This is a genomic window from Xanthomonas arboricola pv. juglandis (genome assembly GCF_001013475.1).
GTDB lineage: Bacteria > Pseudomonadota > Gammaproteobacteria > Xanthomonadales > Xanthomonadaceae > Xanthomonas > Xanthomonas arboricola.
Window position 1 is genome coordinate 372,693 of sequence record NZ_JZEF01000003.1, and the last position, 24,663, is coordinate 397,355.

The window sequence follows — 24,663 nt, forward strand, 5'->3', positions numbered from 1 at the left end:
TCCCATCGCCCGCTCCAAAGCACATCTCAATGTCCAGCAAAGAGGTAGTAAGGGCGGGGTAGCAAAAAGTTTTCATTTGTAATCCAGTATGCGTCGCACATGCCGCCGGCATTGAGCTAGGCCGGGCTTGGGCGCTCCAGGTTTATTGATATTCGGCGATAGACCTTTTGCCTGACACTTCAGTCTCCGATCAGACATGCGCGCCCATTCATGGCGTCTAGATGCAATTTGGATTTTGAAATAAAATCATAGCCCATTCGCCACGAAACTGGGAAAACCATTCCTTTCTGGTCGGTGACAGAAGCATTTATAACAAAGGTTCTCGAATTTAGAACCATTGTAACGGTAGATTCTGCGTAGCTTATTGTTCTTTCCCCGAAAAGATCGACCACTTTTTTTGTCCTGAGATCTTTTTGCGGGAATCCGGTCAAATCGATTCCTGATGCTTCAAGCGAGGTAGATGATCCGGTGTCAAGTAGTACCAGTTCTTCGCGCCCCCGAATAATTGCAGGTATCCGGGGCGCCATAGGAGAGCCCCATATCAGAGACGTCAGTCGAAAGTTGTCTTTGCAGGAGTGGTTTAAGTCACGCCCTAAAATTTTAAAACCCTCTTTGGATATCTCAACTGCACCAAGCTGCCGAAGCAAGTCCATTCCGATGATATTGACGGGCACGGATTCGCTGGTCGAAAAAGATGCATTCTCGAGAGTTAGTTCTCCGAACTTCAAATCAACCGGATCGGCTAGGTTGAATAAAATTTCTCTTGACGCGCCTATTGTGTCCCTATGGAAATTATTAGTAATTTTGAGTCCTAAAGAACGAGCAAATCTTTCATTAAGAATTGATCTAGTGGAGCCAGTATCTACAATAAAATCGGAAGCCACATCACGATGCTTGCCATCCAGCCCTCCATGTATTGTTGCCTTAACTACAGGGACGCCACCGGCGCTTACGAGAGGTAGAACAACCGGTGCGGTAATTGATTTAAGTGTTCCTGATTGTTTGCGTGCGAGAAAGGCTTCAAAGTGCGGCCAGGTAATCGCGTCAGCATCGTCGTCTGCTTTAAGGTTTGGCTTTATGTTCTGCGTATAAATTTTACGCACATCCAGCATTGTGCGCGCCCATCCGGCAATGTCACCTAGTGCAAGTGAATTTCCGGCTTGCAGGCTCTTGCATAAATAAAGCGCCCCCGCACCTTTTTGCCCCAACACCTTTTCATCTTTTAAGCACGCTTCGATTGCTTTATTTGAAGCGTCGAAATTTGATTCGACCCGGAATAGTCCGGCTTTCGCCGGTAGCTTTGCAAGACCGTCACTGTTGGATAACTTCTCGAGCGGAGAAATCTCGCCTCGCAAAACCATCAGTGTAACGCCCGGCCCATCTTGTGGAAGTATATTGTCAGCCTGGGATTGAAGGCAGGTGAGTGCCAAGCAAGATGAAATTAGAAATCGCTTCAACATTTTTTGCTCTTCAACTAGAGAAAGCGCCGGAGTCCGGCGCTCTCGTTTGAATGAAAGTAGTTAAGGCTGCGTCAGGGCGTGGGTACCGTTAACGTTGCTTGACCGCTATATTGATTTGTTGCTGTGTCGTATTTCACGGTGAAATCAAACTTCAGGCCCGTGCCCCAGTCATACGAGTAAGAGGCATTTAATCCCGAGATCGAAAACTGATCCGTATTCATCGCCAGGGAATATGTGCTTCCATTCCAGGTGAAACTGCCGCTCCCCGCCAAGTTCCAGCTGCCATCCGTTAAATTTACGCTCTCCGAAACGTTAAAGGCGAGGTTGTGATCTGGGTTGATCCAGCTTTGAGATGCTTTGGCAACTCCACTGCCATCCAGTTCTGCAGAGTCTTTATACTCCCAACTGTCTCCGGTAACCGTCTCGGCACCTCCGTCCCCTCCGCCACCACCACCACCACCACCACCACCGGTAGGCGGAGGGGGATTTTCTGGTGGCAACGGGGGAGGGAAAGTTGGCGGTTCAGACGGGGGATTTACCACAATCGGCGGAATCTCGGTCGGTGGTTCACTTGGGTCGACATCCGCTGCGGCAGCTGCACCTGCCACAAGCTGCAACTCTTCCTTAGTAAGTTCTCTCATCACAACTTCCTTTTGCTAGTCAGAGGAATCAACTGTCCTTAATAACTATCCCAGTAGTGCATAGAAGGACAGATCAATGTTAATTTATTTGAATGACTTTAAGTGTGCATGCAATTCATGCAAAGCAAACATAACTGCATTTTGGTAAAAATTCATTAATTTTTTGTGGGGATAGCATTCAGCTTGTGTCCAGGACGGAAGTCATGTAGGCAGGTGGGGATGTATGCGTTTACGTAGCCGAGCTCTTCGCGTAAAAAACCTTATTGATCTGAATTAAATGAATTTTTTACGCGGGCTTCTGCAGCTTCGCTTCCATAGGCTTGGATAATCCTGCATAGGCTTGGATAATCCTGTGGTGTAAAAACTATGGACGGTGATTCGTCCACAAGGATGACATGGAGGAGTCTCTTTTTCGAAAAAAAGAGGCGATGAGGCGACATCAACACTCGGTGACAATGCCGCTTTCCAGTGAATGTCCAAGAGCTGGCGCTCGAGTATTCGAATCAGTGCTTTGCTTCAGAGCGCATCGCTAAAATTGTGGCGATGGACATCCAAGGATTTGAGGGCGCCTTCAAAGCCAGGAGTGATGGTCAGTGGGCGATTGGCTACAACAGCGAGCAATCGCCGGGTCGTGTCCTCTTCACGTTGGCGCACGAGTTCGGTCACTGCATGTTGCATGACAGCTGCAAAGTTCCTTCAAGTGCACATCAAAAGATGTCTACGATTGGGAGTCGATGGAGCGCAAGATAGAGACAGACGCCGATCTATTCGCGTCTTATCTGTTGATGCCATTGGACGACTTTCGCCAGCAGGTTCAGGGGCATGCGGGTCAGATCGAAATGCTGCGACATTGCGCTGATCGCTATGGCGTGTCGGTCATGGCAGCAGCCTTAAAGTGGATTGAGATTGCGCCCAAACGTGCCGTTGTGGTCGTGGTGCGGGATGGCTTTGTGCACTGGGCGAGATCGAACACTGTGGCGCGCAAGTCCGGCTTGGCTCTTTCGGCAAAGAAGAACCTCATTGAAGTGCCTGAGGGCTCCTTGCCCGCTCGGTCCGATGAGTCGGTCTCAGGGCTAATCCAAATGAAAAGTGCCAGGCTTTGGTTCCCCAAAGAGCCGCAGGGCATGGAGCTTGTTGAGCATATCCATGTGGGGGGAGGGGCTGGCCTTACACGCTTGGGTTGTTGCTGCTTCCAGATGCCATCCCGCTTTGGGAGCGTAGAGATGAAGATGAAGATGAAGGGCTAGCGCCCCTTTCCCACCCAACACGTTGGCGTTAAAAGCTGGGCAATTTTGATGGGCTTCTTTAAGATCAGGGGTATCTTTTTTGGGTCCCTTGTTGCGCATAAAAAAATTTATGCGAATCAACGGGTTAGGGTGATTTTGATTCTGTTCCCATCGCGCGCTCCATGTCCGGCAGATGCCTTCGACGACCTTGCCCGCTGCACCAGAGCGTAATCGCTCGATCGCCGATCCGTCCCCGACTGAAGTGCTTCTCTTCCGGGGCGGTCGCCGCACGCTTGCAGTGATTCCCTGACATGCCATTTCAGGGGCAGCTCAGCCCTCCTGCAGTCGATGGCAACGATTGGTTTTCAGCTGTCGGTTTTTAATCGCGGATCGGATGTTTTCGTCGGCTACAACCGATTGCGACGGTGCCGCCGGACATAACAGTTAGTGTTTTGGACCGGCATCGATTGCAGCGCGCTTGGAGCGAATAACGCCAGTTGCGCGCTTCGCTATTTCCTTGCCCATGGTCAGGAACCTCCTGATTGAGCGGGCTTGCAGCGATGGGCATAGTGGCAGCCATCATCGAGCGAGCACCATGACGGCCACGCATCCTCAACTCATCGGCGCACTTCTCAAGGGCATACGCCGCGCCGAGTCCGCGCGTGCAGCCTCGGTTGCTCACCGCGCCGAGCAGATGCGTTTTGGTTACGGCACGCCGGACGATGCGGGCAAGGTGCTGGAGATGTTTGCGCTGGATTCCGAGCAGATTCGTGAGCTGGGGCTGGTGGGTGTGGAAGAGCTGGGCGAGGCGGTCTGCCATGCCTGGTCCATCAATGCCGGCGAGCTGGATCGGGTGGTGCAGTGGTTTTCGGCGCCCAGAGTCGAGTTTGTCGGCAAGCACTGCGGTGAGCTGATCCGGGCCGGGCGCATCGGGCCGGTGCTGACCATGGCCCGTGAGCATGCCTTGCTGCGCCATCGCTGACCGCAGCCAGACTCGGGTGCGTCCTGCCGCTTTACGCTAGCCGGCGCAACGGCAATACTCGCTGACCCGTCCAACCTCAGTCTTGCCAATGCGCCAGGTTCCGCCCGCTTCACCCTCTGCCGCCGCCAAAGCCCAATTGCTGGAAGAGCTGCGCAAGCTCGAGCAGGAAGAAGCCCAGCTGAAGTATGCCCAGACGCTGGAAGCCTTCGACCAGGTGGTCGAGGTGTTGACCCAGTTCGGCAGCCGCTTCAATGCCAAGCAGAAGTCCCAGATCGCGTCACTGGCGATGACCGGCAAATCCAAGGGGCCGCTGTCGTCAACGGGCGAAGTGGTGGCCAAATACTGGATTCCGCATTCCGGCGAGACCTGGTCCGGGCGTGGTCGCACGCCGCGTGCGTTCAAGGCCTGGGAAGGCACCAGCTCCTACAAGGAATGGAAGGCCAATCATCCGGACAAGCGATTCCCGCTGTATCCGGGCTGAGTTTTTGCGTATTCAGGGTCTGGCTGGGGCTCGTCAGCGTTTAGCGATTTACGGCCGTCGCGCACTTTGGTGTTATCGCCGTCATTGCTGCAGTGCATTCGAGACGCTGCCGGATCGTGCAATCAAAGCTGGATGTGAGCATGCTTTCCGATGTCGCCGTGCTCTAGGCCGGAGACGGAGAATTGCGCGTCCAGCTTGCTGTGGCGATGTGATTGTTTAGGCATAGTGCGTCGCGATTGACTGGCGGGTTTTTCGATAGATGTACTCGAAATACGCGATTGCCGGATGCGGCTGTTTCGGCTTTTGTCAGTTCGTTGATCGACTATCGATAAAGACGAGTGATAAGCCGATAGGTTTTGCCCTAATCCGCATCGCCGCGCGTGTCACTAGATACCAAGCCGCTGCTTCAAGTTCTTTGGTAAGCAAAGCCATTGGAGCTCTATCTGCGATTGCGGCGCGCCAGTAGCGATTCTTCTCGCCCTGCGTTCGACGCGGAGTCTGGGTTTCACCGGCAGGGTTGTAACCACGTACGAACTACTGCATCGGTTTCCATGGATACGTAGCCTAGATCCTGTTCAAGTCGAAGTACCCAGCGCATATGGCCAAGCAATAAAAAACTCGCGGCCTACCGGGTTTCCGGCAGGCCGCGAGTTCGTGTCACCGCATCAGTATTACTGGTCGTTCTTGCACTCGAACACCGACACGCTGCGCGGCGGGGCCAGGAATTCGCTGGCGCCGGCCGGCATCATGTCCACTTCCAGCGCTTCGTCGGTCGAGAGTGCCAGCTTCCAGTGCACCGGTTCGTCGGCCGAGGGCAGGGTGAAGGTCACGCCTTCGTGGTAGGCATTGATGACGATCAACAAGGTGGCGTCGTTGGCCAACTCCTTGACGCCGGAGGTCTGGGCCTTGCCTTCCAGCAGCAGTCCCACCGAGCGCGCGCCGGCATCGGTCCAGTGCGCGTCGTCCATTTCGGTGCCACCCGGATTGAGCCAGGTGAGATCACGCAGGCCTGCCTCCTCGTTGTACTGGCCGTTGAGGAAGCGGCCGCGCGACAGGATCGGATAACGCTTGCGCAGACGCGTCAGCGCCTTGACGAACTCAGTCAGGCGGCCATCGGTCGGGTCGTTTTCCCAGTCCAGCCAGGTGATCTCGTTGTCCTGGCAATAGGTGTTGTTGTTGCCGCCCTGCGACTGCGCACGCTCGTCACCTGCAAGCATCATCGGCGTCCCTTGCGAGAGCAGCAGCGTGGCGAGCAGGTTCTTCATCTGCCGCTCGCGGATCTGTAGCACCTCCGCGTTATCGGTATCGCCTTCCTCACCGTAGTTGCAGGAACCGTCGTTGGACGAACCGTCGCGATTGTCCTCGCCATTGGCGATGTTGTGCTTTTCGTTGTAGCTGACCAGGTCGCGCAGGGTGAATCCATCGTGCGCGGTGATGAAGTTGACCGACGCCCATGGACGGCGACCGCGACGATCGAACAGATCGGCCGAGCCGGTGAAGCGCGTGGCGAACTCGGCAAGCTTGCCATCTTCGCCTTTCCAGAACTCGCGCGCGTTGTCGCGGAACTTGTCGTTCCATTCCGACCAGCCCGGCGGGAAGTGACCGACCTGGTAGCCGCCGGGGCCGCAGTCCCAGGGTTCGGCAATCAGCTTGACCTCCGACAGCAACGGATCCTGGTTGCAGGCATCCAGGAAACCGCCGCGCTGGTCGAAACCACTCGGCTCGCGCCCCAGGATCGTGGCTAGGTCGAAGCGGAAGCCGTCCACATGCATTTCGCCGGCCCAGTAGCGCAGCGAATCGTTGACGAACTGGATCACCCGCGAGTTGCTCAGGTTGAGCGTGTTGCCGGTGCCGGTATCGTTGATGTAGTAACGCTTGTCTTCGGCAAGGCGATAGTAGCTGGCGTTGTCGATGCCCTTGAACGACAGCGTCGGGCCCAACTCGCTGCCTTCGGCGGTGTGGTTGTAGACCACGTCCAGGATCACTTCCAGGCCCTGCTTGTGCATGGCCTTGACCATGTCGCGGAACTCATCGCGATGCCCGCTGGACAGATAGCGCGACTTCAGCGCGAAGAAGCCGATGGTGTTATAGCCCCAGTAATTGCGCAGATCCTTGTCCAGCAGGTGCTGATCGTCCAGATACGCATGCACCGGCAACAGCTCCACTGCGGTGATGCCCAGGTCCTTGATGTATTGCAGTACCTGCGGCTGCGCCAAGCCGGCAAAGGTGCCGCGTACGGCCTCCGGGACCTGCGGATTGCGCATGGTGTAGCCACGCACATGGGTCTCGTAGATCACCGTCTCGTTCCACGGCGTGAGCAGTCGCGCATCGTCTTCCCAGTCGTAGGTGTCTTCGACCACCACACACTTGGGCATGAACGGTGCGCTGTCGCGCTCGTCGAAGCTCAGATCGCCATCCGGGTGACCCACGGTGTAGCCGTAAAGTTCGTCTGCCCAGATCAGGTCGCCATCCATCTCGCGTGCATACGGGTCCATCAACAGCTTGTTGTGGTTGAAGCGGTGGCCTTCGGTGGGCTCATACGGGCCATGCACGCGGTAGCCGTAGCGCTGGCCGGGTTTGACGTCAGGCAGATAGCCGTGCCAGATCTCGTTGGTGTATTCCGGAAGATCCACCCGCACTTCGGTGCCCTGTTCGTCGAACAGGCACAGCTCCACACGCGTGGCATGCGCGGAAAACAACGCAAAATTGGTGCCCTGGCCATCGAAGACGGCGCCGCGCGGGAACGGGCGTCCTTGGCGGATGCGGGAGGGGTTGGCGTAAGCCGCGCTTGCTGGACGTCGCATTGAGAGTCTCGGGTGCGCCGGCATGCCGGCATTGAGGGAACTCAAGCATTGCGGGTTGCGCTGTGCAAACTGCGTCACGACGGCACGGGGGTGGCGTGAGGACGGTTGCTACGGCGCGCGGCGGCCGGTCATTCCGAGCGAGTTGACGGAAGCGCGCGCGCTGACGCGGATGAGCTGAGACGTTGAGTGGAGCACGTCTGCTGCGTTGTCTGCGCGACTGTCGCCGGGCAAACCTGCGCCGTGCATCACCTGTGTCGAGGTACGCACGCGCGCGCTTGAGCGCTGCGCAGCCGCCCTGCTAGCATCCAGGCCGTCGCAGCCACGTCGCGCGTGCAGTGTTACAGCTGCCTTGCTGCGTCACTTCCACCTCCCATTCTCGGGGCCGTCGCACACCCGTCGAACGCAACGTGCAGGGCAGGGACGCTGCCCGCGCGTGCAATCGGCCGGCAGACCTACGGACTTGGGTCACTCCGTCATCAGACTCCGACCATGTCCAGGCCGCGCCGTACACCTGCCGCGATGAAAATCGCCATTCTTTCCCGCAACAGCAAGTTGTATTCGACCCGGCGGCTCATCGAGGCCGGGCGCAAGCGTGGCCACACCGTGCGCATCCTCGACCCGCTGCGCTGCTACATGCGCATCGCCGCCGACGGTTTCAGCCTGCACTACAAGGGCAAGCCGATCACCGGGTTCGATGCGGTGATCCCGCGCATTGGCGCCTCGGTCACGCGCTATGCCACCGCCGTGTTGCGCCAGCTCGAATTCATGGGCACCTACACGCCCAACCCGTCCGACGCCATCCTGCGCTCGCGCGACAAGTTGCGCGCGCATCAGCTGCTGGCCGCGCAAGGCATCGACATGCCGGTGACCGTGTTTGGCGACAACCCGGACGACACCCAGGATCTGCTGTCGATGCTGGGCCCGCCGCCGCATGTGGTGAAGTTGAACGAGGGCGCGCAGGGCGCCGGGGTGATCCTCACCGAGAAAGCCAGCGCCTCGCGCGGCGTGGTCGAGGCACTGCGCGGGCTGTACGCCAACTTCATCGTGCAGGAATTCATCGGCGAGGCCGAGGGCGCGGACCTGCGCTGCTTCGTGGTCGGCGACCGGGTGGTTGCCGCGATGCGCCGGCAGGCGGCCGAGGGCGACTTTCGTTCCAACCTGCATCTGGGCGGCAGCGCTGCGGTGGCCCAGGCCACCGAGCAGGAACAGGAGGTCGCGGTACGCTCGGCGCGCGCGCTGGGCCTGGCCGTGGCCGGCGTGGACCTGATCCGTTCCAGGCGCGGGCCGTTGGTGCTCGAGGTCAATTCGACCCCCGGACTGGAGGGCGTGGAAGGGGTTTGCGAGGTGGACGTGGCGGCGGCGATCATCCAGCACCTGGAGCAGTCGATCCGCTGATCGGGCCAACAGCTTTGTTAGCGAAAATTTAACGAAAATCTAATCCTTTCCTCGCTAGCCTCACCCGACCGTAGCTCCGCTCTCGGCAGTGACGGTGATCGGGATGAACTTTTGGCCCAAGTGCGTTGTCGCACTTGGGCCTTTTTACTTAGGCGTGCTTGCTCCATCAGTAAAGTCGAGTCTAAAGTGGGGAAATGTTAAACGGACGATGAGACAAGGACCGATCATGCTCAAGGCTTTCTGTTATGCCGCATCTCTGTCTGTGCTTTTGGTAGCCAATGCCGCTGCTGCCTCTGCAAAAGTAGACGTCAAGAAGCCCTTCGCCCAGCAGGCCGCTGAGGTACGCAAAGAGTTGGATGGCGGCACCAAGTACTCCGAGATCAGTCAGGAAGAGCGCGCTAAGGTGCTTTCTGCGCTCACGAGAATAGAAATTGCAGTGACAGAAAATGGTGATGCACAGGCGTTGACGCCGGACCGAAAGGCAGCGATCTACAACGACCAAGAGCTCATCAACACAATTTTGACAAGGGCGGGTGAGGAAAGTCGCCTGATTTGTACGCGTGAAAAGGCGACGGGTTCTCATCACACCACTTCGATCTGCAAAACCGTTGCCGAACGCAGACGCTTGCGTGACAGCGGCGAGCGCGACATGAGCTCCATGCAGCGGAGACACAAGGCCACCGACCCGGGCTCCTAAGCCCACCCCGACCATAGTTATTGAGGTTTCAGTGCGAATTCTAGTAATCGAAGACAACAGCGATATCGCCGCCAATCTGGGCGACTATCTCGAAGACCGCGGCCACACGGTGGACTTTGCCGCCGACGGCGTGACCGGCCTGCACCTGGCCGTGGTGCACGAGTTCGACGCCATCGTGCTCGACCTCAACCTGCCCGGCATGGATGGCATCGAGGTGTGTCGCAAGCTGCGCAACGAAGCGCGCAAGCAGACACCGGTGCTGATGCTCACCGCACGCGATTCGCTGGACAACAAGCTGGCCGGTTTCGACTCCGGCGCGGACGACTACCTGATCAAGCCGTTTGCACTGCAGGAAGTGGAAGTGCGGCTCAACGCGTTGTCGCGTCGTGGCAAGGGCGTGCACACCCGCGTGTTGGAAACCGGCGATCTGGAATACAACCTGGACACACTGGAAGTGCGTCGTCGCGGCAAGCTGCTGCAGCTCAACCCCACTGCGTTGAAGATCCTGCAGTCGCTGATGGAAGCCTCGCCGGCCGTGGTCACCCGCCAGGAGCTGGAAACCCGCGTCTGGGGCGAGGAGCTGCCGGATTCTGACTCGCTGCGCGTGCATATCCACGGCCTGCGTGCGGTGGTCGACAAGCCTTTCGACGTACCGATGATCCAGACCCGTCACGGCATCGGCTATCGCATCGCCTCGCCCGATGCCTGAAAGCAATAACGGCGCGCGGCCCGCCCGCAGGCGCGGCCGCTATCGGCGGCGCCTGCGCAGCCGCATCATTCTGTCGTTCGTGTTGTTGGGTTTCTGCCTGACCACGCTATTCGCCTTCGCCACCAACTGGGCGCGCTCGCGCGTGGAAAACCAGTTGGTGGAAGACGTGATGAACCGCAATATCGACGCCTTTGCGCAGCGCTTCTATTCCGACCCGCTGCGTAACCCCGACCTGCCGGTGCAGCAGATGCGCGGGCGTGTGGTCAAAAGCGACAAGTTCGAAGCGCTGCGGCTGGAACAGCCGGAGTGGTACCAGTTTCCTGACGGCATCCACACCATCTCCGGCGTGGACGAAAACGGCAACGCGTATTCGTACAAGCTGGCCGTGCGCAAGACGCCGAGCGAGTGGTTCTTCCTCGCCTACGACATGACCCAGACCATCAAGGGCGAGATCCAGCTCAAGCGCACCTTGATGCTTTCGGTGCTGGTGTTCAGCGGCTTCTCGCTGCTGATTGGCTGGTGGTCGGCATCCAAGGTCATGCGCCCGGTGTCGGACCTGGCCGCACGCCTGCGCGCCTATCGCGGCGGCACCAGCGAGCCCAAGCCGCTGGCCGCGCACTTCCCGGACGACGAAGTAGGCCAGCTGGCCGAAGCGCTGGACGATTACTCGGCCCGCCTCACCGAAGTGGTACAGCGCGATCGCGAATTCAACGCCGACGTCAGCCACGAACTGCGCACCCCGCTGGCGGTGATCCGCGGCGCCACCGAACTGCTGCTCACCAAGCCCAATCTCGACGAAAAGATGCTGCAACGCTTGCAGCGCATTCAGCGCGCCGAACTGCAGTGCAGCGACCTGATCGGCTCGCTGCTGCTGCTCTCGCGCAACGAACGCGGGCAGGGAAGCAGCAATGTCGCCAAGGTGGCCGAGCAACTGATCGACGCGCACCGCGCACAGCTGGGCGGCAAACAGCTGGAGCTGCTGCTGGAAGGCGAGCGCGACCTGGTCATCGACGCGCCCGAATCTGCCTTGTCGGTGGCGCTGGGCAACCTGATCGGCAACGCGGTCAAGTACACCCAGGACGGCCAGGTGCGCGTGCGCGTGCTTGGCGACGCGGTGGAAGTGATCGACTCCGGCCCCGGCCTGAGCGAGGAAGACGCCGCCAAACTGTTCCAGCGCGGCTACCGCGGCACCCACGCCGGCCATTCGCAAGGCGGCGGCATCGGCCTGTCGATCGTCAGCCGGCTGTGCGACCTCTACGGCTGGCGCGTCAGCGTGCGCCCAGGCCAGCAGCGCGGCGTCATCGCAACCCTAGCCTTCCATCGCTAACCACCACCCGCACTCCCGTAGGAGCGCACCCGGGCGCGACAACCTTACCCATAACGCCCTCCCACAGCAGTGCCTCCAGCCAACAACCGCACCCAAAACACCTTTCAGCGCTCCACCACCGTCACCACCAACTCACCCTCGCGCGCAGTGATCTGCAGCTTGCACCCAACCGCAAACCCCAACTGCTCCAGCCACAGCCCACGCAAGCGCACGCTGGGAATGCGCTGGCTGTGCGGCCGGCCCGGCTCCGCATCGTAGAACGCATAGCCCACCGTGCAGCGCGTGGGCGTACGTGCCTTGCGCGGTGGCCGCGGCGGCAGATCGTCCACGGGAGGCCTGTGGCGACGGTCGAAGGTGAGGTTGTCCACATCGAACGTGGGTGACGGCACCAGCCGCATGGGCTGCGTGTCCTTTACCGGCGTGGCTGCCCGCTTGGTGGTCGCGTTGTGCTTGGCATTTGATTCTTTGTACCGCTTGGCGGTCGAAGACTGCGTCCGGCTCATCGCTTCACCTCCGTCAGCACCATGGAGCGACGACGCCCACCCATCTGCACGATCGATACATCTGCCATGACAACGCCTCCTTTGAAGAACAGGCACCGTCGCCGGCCGGCGACGGGATGTCGGGAGGTTAGAAACCGTGCATAGTCGGCGGGCGTATTCCTCCCGAAGGAGTGTTGTATTAGCCGCCCTCCCGACGCAGGCATCGCGTCGGCTTGCGCCTGCAGGCAGGCACAAAAAACCCACCGGTTTGACGGAGGTGGGTACCGCTATGCACGGAGTTTCTACGCTCCTTGAGGCAGAGGTTGCTACTGGTTTTCTGGAATGTCAATGCAGTAAATAAGTCCGGTCGGCGTTGATGCGCTAATTCGGCGTCGAGTACGTCACGCTGCCTGGGAAACATGCCATGCACGCCCGAGTAGCTGTTTGCGGAGGGAACGGACGCCGTGCAGTGTGTGTCAATTAACTCGCCGCTTGTAATGGCCGCCGGCTGACCGCGGGAGCATCTTGGGTGCCCGGCCGTGGACGTCAGCGCCCGATTCGATGCGTTTGCAAAATTGCCCGGTAGCTCGCATCCAGGCGTCGCGCTTGTTGCGCCAGTCGGTCCGTGTCGCCTTCGTTGCTGACTACGTCATCGGCAATGGCCAATCGTTGTTCGCGAGACGCTTGCGCGGCAATCATCTGATCGGCAAGCACCGATGTGCTCCCGTCGCGTTGCATCAGGCGAGCATGTTGAAGCGACACCGGCGCATCGACAACCAGAATGCGGTCCAGCCAGGCATAGGTCGCTCGTCCACCCGCTTCGGTCAGAAGGGGGATGGCGACGACCGTATAAGGGCCCAAGGCTTCCTGCGCGGCGCGCTGCAGTTCTGCGCGAATGGCCGGGTGGGTGATCGCTTCCAGCGCCTTCCGTTGGGCCGGATCGGCGAAGACGATCTTGCGCAGCGCTTGGCGGTCCAGTGTTCCATCCGGTAACAGAATCTCGCGGCCGAACTGCTCGGTGATGGCGTCGAGAATGGGGCCGGGCGCCACAACCTGCCGCGCAATCACATCCGCATCGATGACCGGCACGCCCAGCTTCTCGAACTCGGCGGCGAGGGCGCTCTTGCCGGAGGCGATGCCGCCAGTGAGGCCGACGATGAAGTCGCTCATCGTCGTGCCCCGATCAACGCAGGCCTGCGAAGTGCAGGTAGCCGTCCACCAGGTCGTTGCCCCAGAAGAACACCACCCAGCCGGCGATGGCCAGGTAGGGGCCGAACGGGATCGGGGTGGCGCGGTCACGGCCCTTGGCCACCAGCCAGATCGAGCCGAGGATGGCGCCGACCAGCGAGGAGATCAGGATGATCGGCAGGATGCCTTTCAACCCGCACCACGCGCCAAGCGCGGCCAGCAGCTTGAAGTCGCCGTGGCCCATGCCTTCCTTGCCGGTGAGCTGCTTGAACAGCCACCACACCGTCCACAGCGAGACATAGCCGACCGCCGCGCCCAGCAGGGCGGGCTTGGCGGGCATATAGAGGTTGTCCATCGAGCCGACCAGGCCCAGCCACATCAGCGGCAGGGTCAGCTGGTCCGGCAGCAGCTTGTGGCGCAGGTCGATGCCCGACATCGCCACCAGGAAGCAGCTCAGCACGATCGCGCCGAAACCCTGCCAGCCGAAGCCAAAGCGCCAAACGCTGGCCACGCACAGGATGGAGGTCAGCAACTCCACCAGCGGGTACTGGAGCGAGATCGGCTTGCCGCTGTAGCGCGACTTGCCGCGCAGCATCAGCCAGCTAAAAAGCGGGATGTTCTCCCACCATTTGAGCTTGTCGCCGGTGACCGGGTCATGCGAGGGCTCAACCACGATGCCAGGCGGCGGCGGCTCGTAGATGTCAGGCAGCTCCAGGATCTCGCGCGCATCGCGCCGCCACTGCCACTCCATGCGCTTGGGCAAGCGCAGGATTACCACGTTCAGGAAGCTGCCGATCAGCAGTCCCAGTCCGGCCGCGGCAGGAAAGCCGAGACCGGGATGCTGGTCGAGAAATGCCATTACGTCTTATCCAACCACTGCGCCGAGTTTGAAGATCGGAAGATACATGCCGATGACCATGCCGCCTACGATGGTGCCGATGAAGATCATGATCATCGGCTCAAGCAAGCTACTCAAGGCATCCACTGCATTGTTCACATCTTGCTCGTAATAATCAGCCACCTTGAACAACATGGCGTCGAGTGCGCCAGCCTCTTCGCCGATTGCGGTCATCTGGATCACCATGTGTGGAAAGAGATTGACCTGTTTCATTGCCATGTTAACGGGATAACCGACAGACACGTCATCGCGCATGCGCAGCACAGCCTCTTCATACACCTTATTGCCTGTGGCCCCGGCGACGATGCTCAACGCTTCCACCAATGGAACACCGGCCTTGAAGGTCACCGCAGTAGTGCGTGCGAATCTTGCAATGGCACTGTCATGCATGATCTTGCCAATGACTGGCACTTTCAGGATCAACCGGTCGAATAGATGCTGCATCTTCGGCGAACGCTTGTAAGCCATGACCAAGCCAATGGCCGACCCGATGGCAACCAGCAGCATCGGGAACCACCAGGAGACCATGAATCGCGACAGGTTAACGATCATTTGGGTAAACGCCGGTAGTTCCGCACCGAAGCTAGAGAACACGGTTTCGAACTGCGGGACCACCCAAATCAGCAAGATAGAACTGACTATCAAAGCTACGGCCATCACCATTGCAGGATAGAACAGCGCCTTCTTGATCTTCCCTTTGAGCGCCTCAATGTTCTCCTTATAGGTCGCCACCGTGTCTAAGACAGTATCAAGCACACCTGCGCTCTCGCCCGCCCTCACCAAATTGCGGTAGAGCTCGTCAAACTGTACTGGATGCTTGCTGACAGCCTCGTTGAGGGATAAGCCTCCCTCAATGTCGGTGCGGATTTCGCCAACCATTTTTCTCATGCGAGGGTTCTTGGCACCCTCGCCGATGATTTCGAGGGAGCCCACGATGGGCACGCCAGACTTCATCATGGTGGCCATCTGTCGACTGAAGAACGCGATCTCCTTGGCTTTGATGGGTTTGCCTGCCGCACCGAATAGTGGCTTGGGCTTGGTCTTGACGACAGTTGGTATGATCCCACGCCGCCGTAGCTCTGCACGCAACATGTTGGCATTGCGAGCGAGCTCATCTCCCTTCATCTTGATGCCGCGTTTGTCTGTCCCCTCCCACACGAACATGGTCATCGCGTTGGCGCGGCTGACCGGCTTGGTCCCCTTTTTCACCGTTCTGCTAACTGCGGACATTGCGAAGTCTCCCCACCGACACCCCATGCCGGTACACCTATGATGATAGCGGTTTACGCATTTGCTGACATGATCGCTGTCCTGATCCAATCGGCTGCCTTCCGCTGGTTCAGTTCAATTCTTGGGCACCGTTCCTTGCGGCGTAATCATTGATTTCCTTGAGAATTGCGCGTAATGCGGTGCCGCGCGACGCGTTCTCAAGCTCGCTCACCCGCGTGTAGCGAGCGCGCCGCATGACATCCCAAAACGCGTTCTTTGCGGCATTAAGGTCATCCGCTTTGAGTAAAAGCCTTACATGAAACAAAGCGATTGTAGGATCGGGGCTGTTGGGCCAAGCAATTCTGGTTTGCTTCAAAGCGCTACGCCAGTCACCAGCCTGGTCGTAGGCAAGAGCAGCGTTGTAGCGGAGTGTCCATATTGCTTGAGAGGATTCACGCTGCATTGTTGCGTTTGCAAGCATTGCTTCGATCGTCCGAGCGATCGTTTTTGCTGTGACTCGACCGCAACCTCCACGCGCATGGACCTCTAGAAGGTTGGATATCGCATAGGGCATGACGGGGTTGATGAAGGCAGCCGATTGCTGTCCGGCCTGTTGTAACAGTTCTGGATCGCTGTCGCGCTTCAGGTGGCAGTTCAGCACAGTCAGTTCCACTTTTCCTATCGCAGCAAGCGCGGGGTCCGGGTTGGCGGCTAACTGATCAAAGGCTTGGTAGGTTTCTCCAACTAGCCCGGCTTGCATGGCAGCAAAGCCGAATGCGACATGAGCTCTGGCAGAGTTGGGGTGGGTTTCCACCGCTGCAAGGCTAATGCCAAGCGAGGTTTGCCAAACCATTGCTTTGGACCATGTTTGAAAGGCCAGCACTGCGATAAAGCCGCATGCAAGAGTGTTGCCTAAAACTTTGACTTTTATCTCGGATTTTTTCAAATGGCGTAATGCAGCGGCGACAAGGTCTATGAGCATGAGCCACAAGCCAAATTGCGGCAGGTAATTGCGATGCTCGTAATAGAGCTCGATAGGAACAATGCTTGCTTCAACGGAGTGCGCTACCAAAAACCAAAACCATCCGACAAAGGTTGCTGGTAGGCGCTTGCGTACGTTCCAAGCAAAAGCGCTGACTGTGATCAGTCCAACTATCGAAAGCAGGGTCGAGATGGGTGTGAGCAGACCATGTGATATGACGAAGTCGTCATTGTAGATCCCCATTGCGGGCGAGTACGGAACTACCAGCATATGCAGATACTGCCAGAGCACGCGCGGTTCAGTAAGCAGTCTCTCGGACGGCGTCATTCCCCATTCGAGCATCGCTGCTTCGAGTGAGTGCCAGTAGTGATAAAGTGCAAACGGCAATATCACCAGCGGCATGACAACAAAAAAAATGTAAAAGCTCTTCAGGACCCAGTTCCACTCACGAGGCTCCTGAAACCAACCTATCTCCACGACTAGGCACAGACCAACCAGTACTACGGCGCTCTGCTTGCCCTGTATACCTAGTAATGTCAGCGCAGGAATGCAAAAAAACAACAAGAACAGTGATTTGATCGCCGATATTTTATCTGCCAGCATGCGTTGTCGGACAAGCACGTACAGCGCCACCCCGAGCAACGGAAAGATAGCGGCGATCTCGCTCATTCGCTGTACAACGTACAGCACAGTGCTTGCATTGATTGGATGCAATAACCACAACCCACAAATCAGTGCGGCAACCAAGCCAGTATTGCTTGATAAATTTTTATCAAAGGCTAGCAGTTGGCGAAACAAGCCAAATGCAACCCCAGCACAGATAAGGTGTCCCAGTAAATTACCGAGCTTGAGAGAAAAGCTTGAGTCTCCCCCGATGACGACATTCAGTGCTAGGCTTGCCATGGCGAGGGATCGATGAAATAGCCAGTTGCCGTTGCCTGCAGCCATGTCCCAGAAACCAATATGTCCTTGGTGCCATGATTGAACAAGTAGTAGATGCTGTTGATCGTCCATCAGGAATGGACCGCTCAATCCGGGCCAGTAGATAGCCGCGGCCAATAACATCGCGCTCAATAGCAGAAAAATTGGATTGATGCGGTTGAAATGGGGTGGCATTTTCCTGTCCAATAAAAAAACCCCGGTTCCCCGGGGTTTCTGCTAAACAATTCGATTACTGCTTGGTGCCCTGGCAGGAGCCCGGGCGAAACTTAGTATTGACACTGCCGCCGCAGGTCCAATCGACTTGGAACGTCGACGGATTCACTGTACCAGTCAGGATGATGCTGCCTTCTGCGCCCGGGACCTTGCTAACTGCGGTAATCACGCAGCCGCTATTGCTAACGCCGGTCACATAAGCCGAGGACTGGGTTTCAAGGATGCTGCTAGACGGGCAACTGCCATTGTTTGCGGCGACATATTCGGAAATGCTAGTGCGTCCAGACGAGGCGGCCAGCACGGCTTCCGAGACCTTGGCTTTCTTGGTGTAGTCGGAGTAGGCCGGCAGCGCGATGGCGGCCAGGATGGCGATGATGGCGATCACGATCATCAGTTCGATCAGGGTGAAGCCCTGCTGCATATTCTTTTTCATTGATTCGACCTTGGCTTGGATTGGATTGGGACTGGATGAGAGCACTTCGGTGACCCTTGCCCTGCGCGGCAGGGATCGGGCCGTGGCTGTGCGTGACCACCACGTGTTGATCAAAGCAAAGGACGTGCCAACTCTCGCACCTTGCCGTTTAACAAGCGCTCAGGCGAACTCTTCCGTAACTGCAGCTCTGCGCGGCGACCAAATGGGTCAGAGGGTGACCAAATTTGTCACTCTTTCTGGCTGATTTGCGCAAGTGGTGCGGTCGGTTCGCAGCACTTATGCTGTTCACGACGACACGCAGGCATTCGATGCGCGGTCAGGCCCCATCCCGAACGCGGCAATGCGATGATACGTGAAATACCTCTAATTTTTTTTGTGACGTGCTCCACTATCGGGAGCCAGTTGCTGGTAAAGCATGGATTGACTCAGATCGCTGCGCGGACGCCGGCGCCGACCGGGCGGGCGTGGTTGGCGGCGGCGGTGCTGTCGCCCAGTGTGATCACGGCAGTGGCAGTCCAGGGCATCGGATTCATCGTTTGGATGTTGGTGGTCCGCCAGGTCAAGCTCGGCGTGGCATTTGCGATTTCTGGCGCGTTCTTCTATCTGTTGTTGGCCCTGCTCAGCTGGTTGCTCTATGGGGAGCGACTGACGCCCTGGCAGTGGGTGGGGTTGGTGTTGATCTCCACAGGCGTAGCGCTGGTTTCGCTCACCGCGCAGGCGGGCTGACGAGATGTCAGGCGAAGTGGATCATGCGTTCGTGGTGCCAGCCTATGGCGATTCGCCTTATCTGGATGCCTGTCTGCGCTCGCTGGCAGCGCAGTGGTCGCCATCGCCTATCTGGATCAGCACCTCCACGCCGAGCCCGCAAGTCGAATTGTTGGCGGCGCGCTATGGGGCCAGATTGGTGGTGCACCATCAGGCGCAGCGGGGCATCGGCCACGACTGGAATCTGGCGCTGGGCGTGGCAGCTGCGCGCTGGGTCACCTTGGCACATCAGGACGACGTCTATCTGCCCGACTTCGCAGGCGAGACCAAGGCCGCCATTGCGCAAGAGCCTGGCGCGGTGTTGGTCATGACCGGTTATGGCGAACTGGCTGGCGAGCAGCAGCGCGTGATGACACCGATGCTGGCAGTCAAGCGGGTCTTGCAGGAGATCGCGTTTCTTGGAACAGGGATGATCCGGTCCAGGGCATCGAAGCGGCGGCTATTGATGTTCGGCTGCGCAGTGCCATGCCCCTCGGTGACCGTCCGCAAGGACGCCGGCTGGGGCGTTTTTCGCGAAGATCTCCGGCTGAACCTGGATTGGGACGCGTGGACGCGCGCAGCCGATCAGCAAGGGCCGTTCGTGCGTGTGCGAAGGGTCGCGATGCTGCACCGTGTGCATGCCGCAAGCACGACCAGCGACGGGGTGCTGTCGGGCATGCGTGCCACGGAGGATCTGATGATGTTCCAACGCTTCTGGCCGCGCGCGGTCGCCGCGTTGTTAGCGCGCGTCTATCGTCTCTCCTACAGCACCGGTGGATGAAGATGCAGGCTGCAGTGCAATACGCCACCAATGCATTGCCCGGCGCCGACGAGGCCAGGTTCGAGGTGCGCCTGGCGGTTGTCATTCCCTGCTACCGGGTCAGGAACAAGGTGCTCGATGTGCTGGCGGCCATTCCCGTGCAGGTTGAACGTATCTATGTGGTCGACGATCATTGCCCCGACGCCAGTGGTGCCTGGGTGGAGCAGCGCTGTGCGGATCCGCGGGTGGTGGTGTGCCGCAATCCCTCCAACCTGGGTGTCGGAGGGGCCGCCATAACTGGTTATCGGGCGGCGGTTGCCGATGGTATGGAAATCATCGTGAAGATGGACGGCGACGGTCAGATGGATCCGGATGCGTTGCCGGAGCTGATCGGGCCGATCGTTCGAGGCGAGGCCGATTACACCAAGGGCAACCGGTTCTACGACCTGGCGCAGATCGGCCGGATGCCGAAGCTACGGATCATCGGCAACGCCGCGCTGTCTTTTTTGACCAAGCTTTCCTCCGGGTACTGGGACATTTTCGATCCGACCAATGGCTACACGGCCGTGCATGCGAGCGTGGTGGCACGCATGCCGCTGGACAAGATCAGCCGCCGGTACTTTTTCGAAAGCGACATGCTGTTTCGCTTGAATACCATCCGTGCAGTGGTGGTCGATGTACCGATGGATGCACGGTATGGCGACGAGGTCAGCAACCTGAGTGTGCGCAAGATTGTCCTGGACTTCGCTGTCCGCCACCTACGCAATTTTGGAAAGCGGATCTTCTACAACTACTTCTTGCGCGACCTGTCCCTTGCATCGTTGGAGCTGGTTGCAGGCGTACTTTTTCTGTTCTCCGGCGCAGCGACAGGTGTGTTCTTCTGGCTGCAATCGGCACAGACGGGGTATTTCAGTTCTGCCGGTAGCGTAATGCTCGCAGCGCTGCAGGTGATCGTGGGAATCCAGCTCGTTCTAGGTTTCCTTGCGTACGACATCGCCGCAGTGCCATCGCGGACATTGCACCTGCTAGTCAATAAGAAAAAGGGGTGAGGAGTGGTGCGTGACTGAGTTCGATGAGCGCTACACCAGCTATCAGACCGATCGCGCACCGCTGAGGAAGCTGGTGCGCAAGATCTACCTGCGCAGTGCGCAATCTTTGCTGCGTGGCCCGACGCTGGATTTCGGCTGTGGCGTAGGGGAGTTGCTTGGAAGACTGCCCGAAGGATCCAGGGGGCTGGAGTACAACGGTGCAACGGTTGCGTATTGCCGCCGCCGGGGTCTTGTGGTGGATCACTATGACGGTTTCGCTGATAACTGGCAGTTGAGCGTTATTCCCGATTCGATTCGGTTCGAATCGATGGTGGTTAGTCACGTGCTGGAGCACCTTGAGGCGCCGGCAGCGATTTTCAGCAATTTGGCTCGGGCAGCTCGTCGTTTGGGCGTACAAAGACTGCTGGTGATCGTGCCAGGCAAGGCGGGTTTTCGCAGCGATCCCACACATTTGACATTCATCGATAGCCAATTTCTTTCGGGCTCAGAGCTGGTGGCCGCAGCAGGTTTCAAGTTGCAAACCTTGCGCTATTTTCCGTTCGATAAGCGCTGGCTAGGCGATTGGTTTACACATCATGAAATACAGGCGCTCTACGTGCGTGATGTCTAGAAGCGCAAGTGCTGGTGAGGGGTTGATCCAAAGATGTTTTCAAGTATTGCAAGACTGCGGGGATGCGAGTGGCTAGGCTGGTCGGGTATACATCCGTTGCTGCCAGTGCCGGGATACCATAGGTGCAAAGAAATTAGGGGTAGTAATCTATGAATAGCGTCGTCACTGCCAACTTGGTTGGTATCACCGGCATCGCCCGCCGCCTTGTGCAGGACGGTGCTTTGGATGAAGGCGCTGCGCGTACGGCGATGGATCAGGCCGCTACCGCTAAAGTGCCGTTGCCGCAGTGGTTCTCGGAGAAAAAGTTGGTCACTGCATCTCAGCTCGCCGCAGCCAATGCGGTTGAGTTCGGTATGCCGCTGATGGATGTGTCGGTGTTCGACGCCAGCCAGAACGCGGTCAAGCTGGTCAGCGAAGAGTTGCTCCAAAAGTACCAGGTGCTGCCGCTGTTCAAGCGCGGGAACCGGTTGTTCGTGGGGGTGAGCAACCCAACCCAGACCAGGGCGCTGGACGATATCAAGTTCCACACCAATCTGGTGGTGGAGCCAATCCTGGTCGATGAGGACCAGATCCGTCGTACCTTGGAGCAGTGGCAGGCGAGCAATGCGGCGCTCGGCTCGTCGCTCGGTGACGACGATGACGACATGGGGGATCTGGATGTCTCCTCCGGGGACGAGGACATGGGCGCCGGCGGGGATTCCGGGGTCGATGCCAAGGGCGACGACACGCCGGTGGTGAAGTTCGTCAACAAGGTACTGGTGGATGCGATTCGGCGGGGAGCCTCCGACATCCATTTCGAGCCGTATGAAGACGATTACCGGGTGCGGTTGCGCATCGATGGGTTGTTGAAGAATGTGGCCAAGGCGCCGGTGAAGCTGAGCCAGCGCATCGCGGCGCGCTTGAAGGTGATGTCGCAGCTGGATATCGCCGAGAAGCGGGTGCCGCAGGACGGGCGTATCAAGCTCAACCTGTCCAAGACCAAGCAGATCGACTTCCGTGTGAGTACCTTGCCGACCCTGTTCGGCGAGAAGGTGGTGTTGCGTATCCTGGACGCCAGTGCGGCCAAGCTGGGGATCGAGAAGCTGGGCTATGAGGCGGATCAGCAGAAGCTGTTTCTGGATGCGATCCACAAGCCCTACGGCATGGTGCTGGTGACCGGGCCGACCGGTTCGGGCAAGACGGTGTCGTTGTATACGGCGCTGGGCATCCTCAACGACGAGACGCGCAACATCTCCACGGCTGAGGATCCGGTTGAAATCCGCTTGCCTGGCGTGAATCAGGTGCAGCAGAACGTCAAGCGCGGCATGACCTTCGCGGCTGCGTTGCGCTCGTTCCTGCGCCAGGATCCTGACATCATCATGGTCGGCGAAATCCGCGACCTGGAGACGGCCGAGATTGCGATCAAGGCGGCGCAGACCGGCCACATGGTGTTGTCGACGCTGCACACCAACGATGCGCCGCAGACCATTGCGCGTCTGATGAACATGGGCATTGCGCCGTACAACATCACTTCGTCGGTGACCTTGGTCATCGCGCAGCGTCTGGCGCGGCGGTTGTGCAACAACTGCAAGCGCAGATCGACGTTGCCCGAGCATGCGTTGCTGGCGGAAGGGTTCACTGCAGAGCAGATCGCTGGTATCGAGCTGTACGAGGCGGTGGGCTGCGACGAATGCACCGAAGGCTACAAGGGCCGTACCGGTATCTACCAGGTGATGCCGATGACCGACGAAATCGGTGCGATCGTGCTGGAAGGCGGCAACGCGATGCAGATCGCCGAGGCGGCGCAGAGAATCGGCATCCGCGATTTGCGGCAGTCGGCGCTGGTCAAGGCGGCACATGGGGTCACGAGCCTGGCTGAGATCAATCGGGTGACCAAGGATTGAGTGGTTGCCCTGTTCTGTCGTTGACTAAGTGTTGAAAGGTTGTGGCGGCTGTGCCGACGTACCCTCATCCGCCCTTCGGGCACCTTCTCCCGAGGGGAGAAGGGAGGTCCGTTAGCGCCACCCACCCCTCACTCCATCCCCAACTTCTTCAACTTGTAGCGCAGCGCTCGAAACGTGATGCCCAGCTGCGCGGCGGTTCTGGTCTTGTTCCAGCGGTTTTCTTCCAGCGCCTTCTGGATCGCGGCGCGTTCCAGTTGCTCGATATAGGAGGGCAGGGCGGCCGAGGCGGGGTCGATGTCCACCACCGCTTCGCGGGGTTCGACGGCGGCGCTGCCTGGGCTGGCGGCGAGGCGATGGCCGCCGTGGGCGGGCAGGCGCAGGTCGGTGGCGCTGATCTGGTCGTCTTCGGCCAGGGCCAGCGCGCGTTCGAGGATGTTTTCCAGCTCGCGCACATTGCCCGGGAAGCCGTACTGGTCCAGCGCGTCGAGCGCGGACTGGGTCAGTAGCGGAATCGGGCGGCCGTGGCTGCGTGCCAGGCGCGCAATGATGGCCGCGGCCAGTTGTGGCAGGTCGCCGCTGCGTTCGCGCAGGGGCGGGACGCGCAGTTCGATCACGTTGATGCGGTAGTACAGGTCGTGGCGGAAGCGGCCGTCCGAGACCAGGTCGCCGAGGTCCTTGTGGGTGGCCGAGAGGATGCGCACGTCCACCAGTGATTCGGTGGAGGCGCCGACCGGGCGCACCGATTTTTCCTGGATGGCGCGCAGCAGTTTGACCTGCATCTGCAGCGGTAATTCAGCCACTTCGTCCAGAAACAGCGTACCGCCATGCGCGGCCTGGAACAGGCCTGGCTTGTCGGCATGTGCGCCGGTGAAGCTGCCTTTCTTGTGGCCGAAGAATTCGCTTTCCATCAGTTCGGCGGGGATGGCGCCGCAGTTGACCGGCACGAACGGGCCGGCCGCGCGTGCGCCTTGTTCGTGGATGGTGCGCGCGACCAGCTCCTTGCCTACGCCGGATTCGCCGACGATGTAGACCGGCGCCTGGCTGCGCGCGACCTTGCCGATGGTGGCGCGCAGGCTTTCCATCGCACTGGAATCGCCGAGCAGGCGGCTGGCCTGTTCCGGCGGCGGCGGTGGCGGGGCGGGGCGGTCGCGGTTGTTCAGTTCCAGCGCGTGCTTGACCAGGCCGCGCAGCACGCTGATGTCCACCGGCTTGCTGACGAAGTCGAAGGCGCCGGCCTTCAAGGCTTCCACCGCCAGGTCCATGCTGCCGAACGCGGTGATCATCGCCACCGGGGTCTGCGGATAGTGTTTGGCGATTTCGGTGACCAGTTCGATGCCGTTGCCGTCTGGCAGGCGCATGTCGGTCAGGCACAGGTCGTAGGGATTGTTGGCCAGCAGCTCGCGCGCTTCGGCCAGGTTGGCGGCGGTGCTGATGCGCAGGCCCATCCGGCCCAGGGTGAGAACAAGCAGTTCGCGAATGTCACGCTCGTCATCGACAACCAGGGCACTTTTCGGTTCGTTCATGTGGCGCACGATAGCCCACGGCGAT

Annotated in this window: 23 protein-coding genes; 13 read left to right on the forward strand and 10 right to left on the reverse strand. The window is 59.0% G+C overall.

Going from position 1 to position 24,663, the window contains the following annotated elements; all coding sequences use genetic code 11:
* Window positions 1-179: 179 nt before the first annotated feature.
* Window positions 180-1,460 (reverse strand): retropepsin-like aspartic protease, encoded by a 1,281-nt coding sequence (locus XARJCFBP2528_RS22510; RefSeq protein ID WP_080591431.1) that lies wholly within the window; start codon window positions 1,458-1,460, stop codon window positions 180-182.
* 71 nt (window positions 1,461-1,531) lie between these two features.
* Entirely contained in the window at window positions 1,532-2,101 is a 570-nt protein-coding gene (locus XARJCFBP2528_RS23450; protein WP_087962438.1) for a hypothetical protein, read from the reverse strand.
* Between the two features lie 543 nt (window positions 2,102-2,644).
* On the opposite strand from XARJCFBP2528_RS23450, the gene XARJCFBP2528_RS24450 reads away from it, so the two are divergent.
* From XARJCFBP2528_RS24450 to XARJCFBP2528_RS12460, 4 genes are all read left to right on the forward strand, one after another.
* Complete coding sequence (locus XARJCFBP2528_RS24450) at window positions 2,645-2,851, forward strand: ImmA/IrrE family metallo-endopeptidase (RefSeq protein ID WP_374057769.1); 207 nt, start codon at window positions 2,645-2,647, stop codon at window positions 2,849-2,851.
* Window positions 2,836-3,348 (forward strand): ImmA/IrrE family metallo-endopeptidase, encoded by a 513-nt coding sequence (locus tag XARJCFBP2528_RS21670; protein ID WP_049805061.1) that lies wholly within the window; start codon window positions 2,836-2,838, stop codon window positions 3,346-3,348. Before XARJCFBP2528_RS24450 ends, XARJCFBP2528_RS21670 begins: the two co-directional genes overlap by 16 nt.
* Before the next feature lie 574 nt (window positions 3,349-3,922).
* A complete protein-coding gene (locus XARJCFBP2528_RS12455) occupies window positions 3,923-4,309 on the forward strand; it encodes a hypothetical protein (RefSeq protein ID WP_026064907.1) in 387 nt (128 codons plus the stop codon).
* An 88-nt stretch (window positions 4,310-4,397) separates the two neighbouring features.
* The gene (locus tag XARJCFBP2528_RS12460; RefSeq protein WP_023904915.1) at window positions 4,398-4,790 is read left to right on the forward strand and encodes an H-NS histone family protein; all 393 of its coding nucleotides are present in this window, start codon (window positions 4,398-4,400) and stop codon (window positions 4,788-4,790) included.
* 671 nt (window positions 4,791-5,461) lie between these two features.
* Here the strand turns inward: XARJCFBP2528_RS12460 and glgX are convergent.
* Window positions 5,462-7,594 (reverse strand): glycogen debranching protein GlgX, encoded by a 2,133-nt coding sequence (gene glgX, locus XARJCFBP2528_RS12465; RefSeq protein ID WP_016904092.1) that lies wholly within the window; start codon window positions 7,592-7,594, stop codon window positions 5,462-5,464.
* 519 nt (window positions 7,595-8,113) lie between these two features.
* On the opposite strand from glgX, the gene rimK reads away from it, so the two are divergent.
* The 4 genes from rimK (at window position 8,114) to XARJCFBP2528_RS12485 (ending at window position 11,722) form a co-directional block, all read left to right on the forward strand.
* Complete coding sequence (gene rimK, locus XARJCFBP2528_RS12470; RefSeq protein WP_016904091.1) at window positions 8,114-8,989, forward strand: 30S ribosomal protein S6--L-glutamate ligase; 876 nt, start codon at window positions 8,114-8,116, stop codon at window positions 8,987-8,989.
* 226 nt (window positions 8,990-9,215) lie between these two features.
* Window positions 9,216-9,686 (forward strand): hypothetical protein, encoded by a 471-nt coding sequence (locus XARJCFBP2528_RS12475; protein WP_026064719.1) that lies wholly within the window; start codon window positions 9,216-9,218, stop codon window positions 9,684-9,686.
* Window positions 9,687-9,717: 31 nt separating this feature from the next.
* Entirely contained in the window at window positions 9,718-10,395 is a 678-nt protein-coding gene (locus tag XARJCFBP2528_RS12480; protein WP_006448355.1) for a response regulator transcription factor, read from the forward strand.
* Window positions 10,388-11,722 carry a sensor histidine kinase gene (locus XARJCFBP2528_RS12485; protein WP_016904089.1) on the forward strand — a complete coding sequence of 445 codons (1,335 nt, stop codon included), beginning with the start codon at window positions 10,388-10,390 and terminating at the stop codon, window positions 11,720-11,722. The genes XARJCFBP2528_RS12480 and XARJCFBP2528_RS12485 overlap by 8 nt, the downstream gene beginning before the upstream one ends.
* Before the next feature lie 104 nt (window positions 11,723-11,826).
* Here XARJCFBP2528_RS12485 and XARJCFBP2528_RS12490 read toward each other — a convergent pair whose 3' ends face one another.
* The 6 genes from XARJCFBP2528_RS12490 to XARJCFBP2528_RS12515 form a co-directional block, all read right to left on the reverse strand.
* A complete protein-coding gene (locus XARJCFBP2528_RS12490; RefSeq protein WP_016904088.1) occupies window positions 11,827-12,225 on the reverse strand; it encodes a SymE family type I addiction module toxin in 399 nt (132 codons plus the stop codon).
* 525 nt (window positions 12,226-12,750) lie between these two features.
* Entirely contained in the window at window positions 12,751-13,374 is a 624-nt protein-coding gene (gene coaE / locus XARJCFBP2528_RS12495; protein ID WP_047124748.1) for a dephospho-CoA kinase, read from the reverse strand.
* Between the two features lie 13 nt (window positions 13,375-13,387).
* The gene (locus XARJCFBP2528_RS12500) at window positions 13,388-14,251 is read right to left on the reverse strand and encodes a prepilin peptidase (RefSeq protein WP_002812278.1); all 864 of its coding nucleotides are present in this window, start codon (window positions 14,249-14,251) and stop codon (window positions 13,388-13,390) included.
* A 6-nt stretch (window positions 14,252-14,257) separates the two neighbouring features.
* On the reverse strand, window positions 14,258-15,520 hold the full coding sequence (locus XARJCFBP2528_RS12505; protein ID WP_047124749.1) for a type II secretion system F family protein: 1,263 nt from the start codon (window positions 15,518-15,520) through the stop codon (window positions 14,258-14,260).
* 109 nt (window positions 15,521-15,629) lie between these two features.
* Window positions 15,630-17,597, reverse strand: coding sequence for a hypothetical protein (locus XARJCFBP2528_RS12510; protein WP_146091317.1), 1,968 nt, complete (start codon window positions 17,595-17,597; stop codon window positions 15,630-15,632).
* A gap of 55 nt (window positions 17,598-17,652) precedes the next feature.
* Complete coding sequence (locus tag XARJCFBP2528_RS12515; RefSeq protein WP_047124751.1) at window positions 17,653-18,069, reverse strand: pilin; 417 nt, start codon at window positions 18,067-18,069, stop codon at window positions 17,653-17,655.
* Window positions 18,070-18,414: 345 nt separating this feature from the next.
* Between XARJCFBP2528_RS12515 and XARJCFBP2528_RS12520 the strand changes: the two genes are divergently transcribed.
* The 5 genes from XARJCFBP2528_RS12520 to pilB all read left to right on the forward strand — a co-directional run bounded on the left by XARJCFBP2528_RS12520 (window position 18,415) and on the right by pilB (window position 23,115).
* A complete protein-coding gene (locus XARJCFBP2528_RS12520) occupies window positions 18,415-18,795 on the forward strand; it encodes an SMR family transporter (RefSeq protein WP_052767997.1) in 381 nt (126 codons plus the stop codon).
* A gap of 16 nt (window positions 18,796-18,811) precedes the next feature.
* Entirely contained in the window at window positions 18,812-19,594 is a 783-nt protein-coding gene (locus tag XARJCFBP2528_RS21675) for a glycosyltransferase family A protein (RefSeq protein WP_162200826.1), read from the forward strand.
* Entirely contained in the window at window positions 19,591-20,622 is a 1,032-nt protein-coding gene (locus XARJCFBP2528_RS12530; RefSeq protein ID WP_080959838.1) for a glycosyltransferase, read from the forward strand. Before XARJCFBP2528_RS21675 ends, XARJCFBP2528_RS12530 begins: the two co-directional genes overlap by 4 nt.
* Window positions 20,623-20,632: 10 nt before the next feature.
* Entirely contained in the window at window positions 20,633-21,232 is a 600-nt protein-coding gene (locus tag XARJCFBP2528_RS12535) for a class I SAM-dependent methyltransferase (RefSeq protein ID WP_047124752.1), read from the forward strand.
* Between the two features lie 149 nt (window positions 21,233-21,381).
* Window positions 21,382-23,115 carry a type IV-A pilus assembly ATPase PilB gene (gene pilB / locus XARJCFBP2528_RS12540; protein WP_047124753.1) on the forward strand — a complete coding sequence of 578 codons (1,734 nt, stop codon included), beginning with the start codon at window positions 21,382-21,384 and terminating at the stop codon, window positions 23,113-23,115.
* Window positions 23,116-23,243: 128 nt separating this feature from the next.
* Here the strand turns inward: pilB and XARJCFBP2528_RS12545 are convergent, their stop codons facing one another.
* Window positions 23,244-24,638, reverse strand: a complete 1,395-nt coding sequence (locus XARJCFBP2528_RS12545; RefSeq protein ID WP_047124754.1) for a sigma-54-dependent transcriptional regulator — start codon at window positions 24,636-24,638, stop codon at window positions 23,244-23,246.
* Window positions 24,639-24,663: the final 25 nt, after the last annotated feature.

What these genes read in the sequence shown, in the direction of transcription:
- XARJCFBP2528_RS22510 (WP_080591431.1), bottom strand. Translation starts at nt 1,460, where the DNA reads ATGTTGAAGCGATTTCTAATTTCATCTTGCTTGGCACTCACCTGCCTT.
- XARJCFBP2528_RS23450 (WP_087962438.1), bottom strand. Translation starts at nt 2,101, where the DNA reads ATGAGAGAACTTACTAAGGAAGAGTTGCAGCTTGTGGCAGGTGCAGCT.
- XARJCFBP2528_RS24450 (WP_374057769.1), top strand. Translation starts at nt 2,645, where the DNA reads ATGGACATCCAAGGATTTGAGGGCGCCTTCAAAGCCAGGAGTGATGGT.
- XARJCFBP2528_RS21670 (WP_049805061.1), top strand. Translation starts at nt 2,836, where the DNA reads ATGGAGCGCAAGATAGAGACAGACGCCGATCTATTCGCGTCTTATCTG.
- XARJCFBP2528_RS12455 (WP_026064907.1), top strand. Translation starts at nt 3,923, where the DNA reads ATGACGGCCACGCATCCTCAACTCATCGGCGCACTTCTCAAGGGCATA.
- XARJCFBP2528_RS12460 (WP_023904915.1), top strand. Translation starts at nt 4,398, where the DNA reads ATGCGCCAGGTTCCGCCCGCTTCACCCTCTGCCGCCGCCAAAGCCCAA.
- glgX (WP_016904092.1), bottom strand. Translation starts at nt 7,594, where the DNA reads ATGCGACGTCCAGCAAGCGCGGCTTACGCCAACCCCTCCCGCATCCGC.
- rimK (WP_016904091.1), top strand. Translation starts at nt 8,114, where the DNA reads ATGAAAATCGCCATTCTTTCCCGCAACAGCAAGTTGTATTCGACCCGG.
- XARJCFBP2528_RS12475 (WP_026064719.1), top strand. Translation starts at nt 9,216, where the DNA reads ATGCTCAAGGCTTTCTGTTATGCCGCATCTCTGTCTGTGCTTTTGGTA.
- XARJCFBP2528_RS12485 (WP_016904089.1), top strand. Translation starts at nt 10,388, where the DNA reads ATGCCTGAAAGCAATAACGGCGCGCGGCCCGCCCGCAGGCGCGGCCGC.
- XARJCFBP2528_RS12490 (WP_016904088.1), bottom strand. Translation starts at nt 12,225, where the DNA reads ATGAGCCGGACGCAGTCTTCGACCGCCAAGCGGTACAAAGAATCAAAT.
- coaE (WP_047124748.1), bottom strand. Translation starts at nt 13,374, where the DNA reads ATGAGCGACTTCATCGTCGGCCTCACTGGCGGCATCGCCTCCGGCAAG.
- XARJCFBP2528_RS12500 (WP_002812278.1), bottom strand. Translation starts at nt 14,251, where the DNA reads ATGGCATTTCTCGACCAGCATCCCGGTCTCGGCTTTCCTGCCGCGGCC.
- XARJCFBP2528_RS12505 (WP_047124749.1), bottom strand. Translation starts at nt 15,520, where the DNA reads ATGTCCGCAGTTAGCAGAACGGTGAAAAAGGGGACCAAGCCGGTCAGC.
- XARJCFBP2528_RS12510 (WP_146091317.1), bottom strand. Translation starts at nt 17,597, where the DNA reads ATGCCACCCCATTTCAACCGCATCAATCCAATTTTTCTGCTATTGAGC.
- XARJCFBP2528_RS12515 (WP_047124751.1), bottom strand. Translation starts at nt 18,069, where the DNA reads ATGAAAAAGAATATGCAGCAGGGCTTCACCCTGATCGAACTGATGATC.
- XARJCFBP2528_RS12520 (WP_052767997.1), top strand. Translation starts at nt 18,415, where the DNA reads ATGATACGTGAAATACCTCTAATTTTTTTTGTGACGTGCTCCACTATC.
- XARJCFBP2528_RS12530 (WP_080959838.1), top strand. Translation starts at nt 19,591, where the DNA reads ATGAAGATGCAGGCTGCAGTGCAATACGCCACCAATGCATTGCCCGGC.
- pilB (WP_047124753.1), top strand. Translation starts at nt 21,382, where the DNA reads ATGAATAGCGTCGTCACTGCCAACTTGGTTGGTATCACCGGCATCGCC.
- XARJCFBP2528_RS12545 (WP_047124754.1), bottom strand. Translation starts at nt 24,638, where the DNA reads ATGAACGAACCGAAAAGTGCCCTGGTTGTCGATGACGAGCGTGACATT.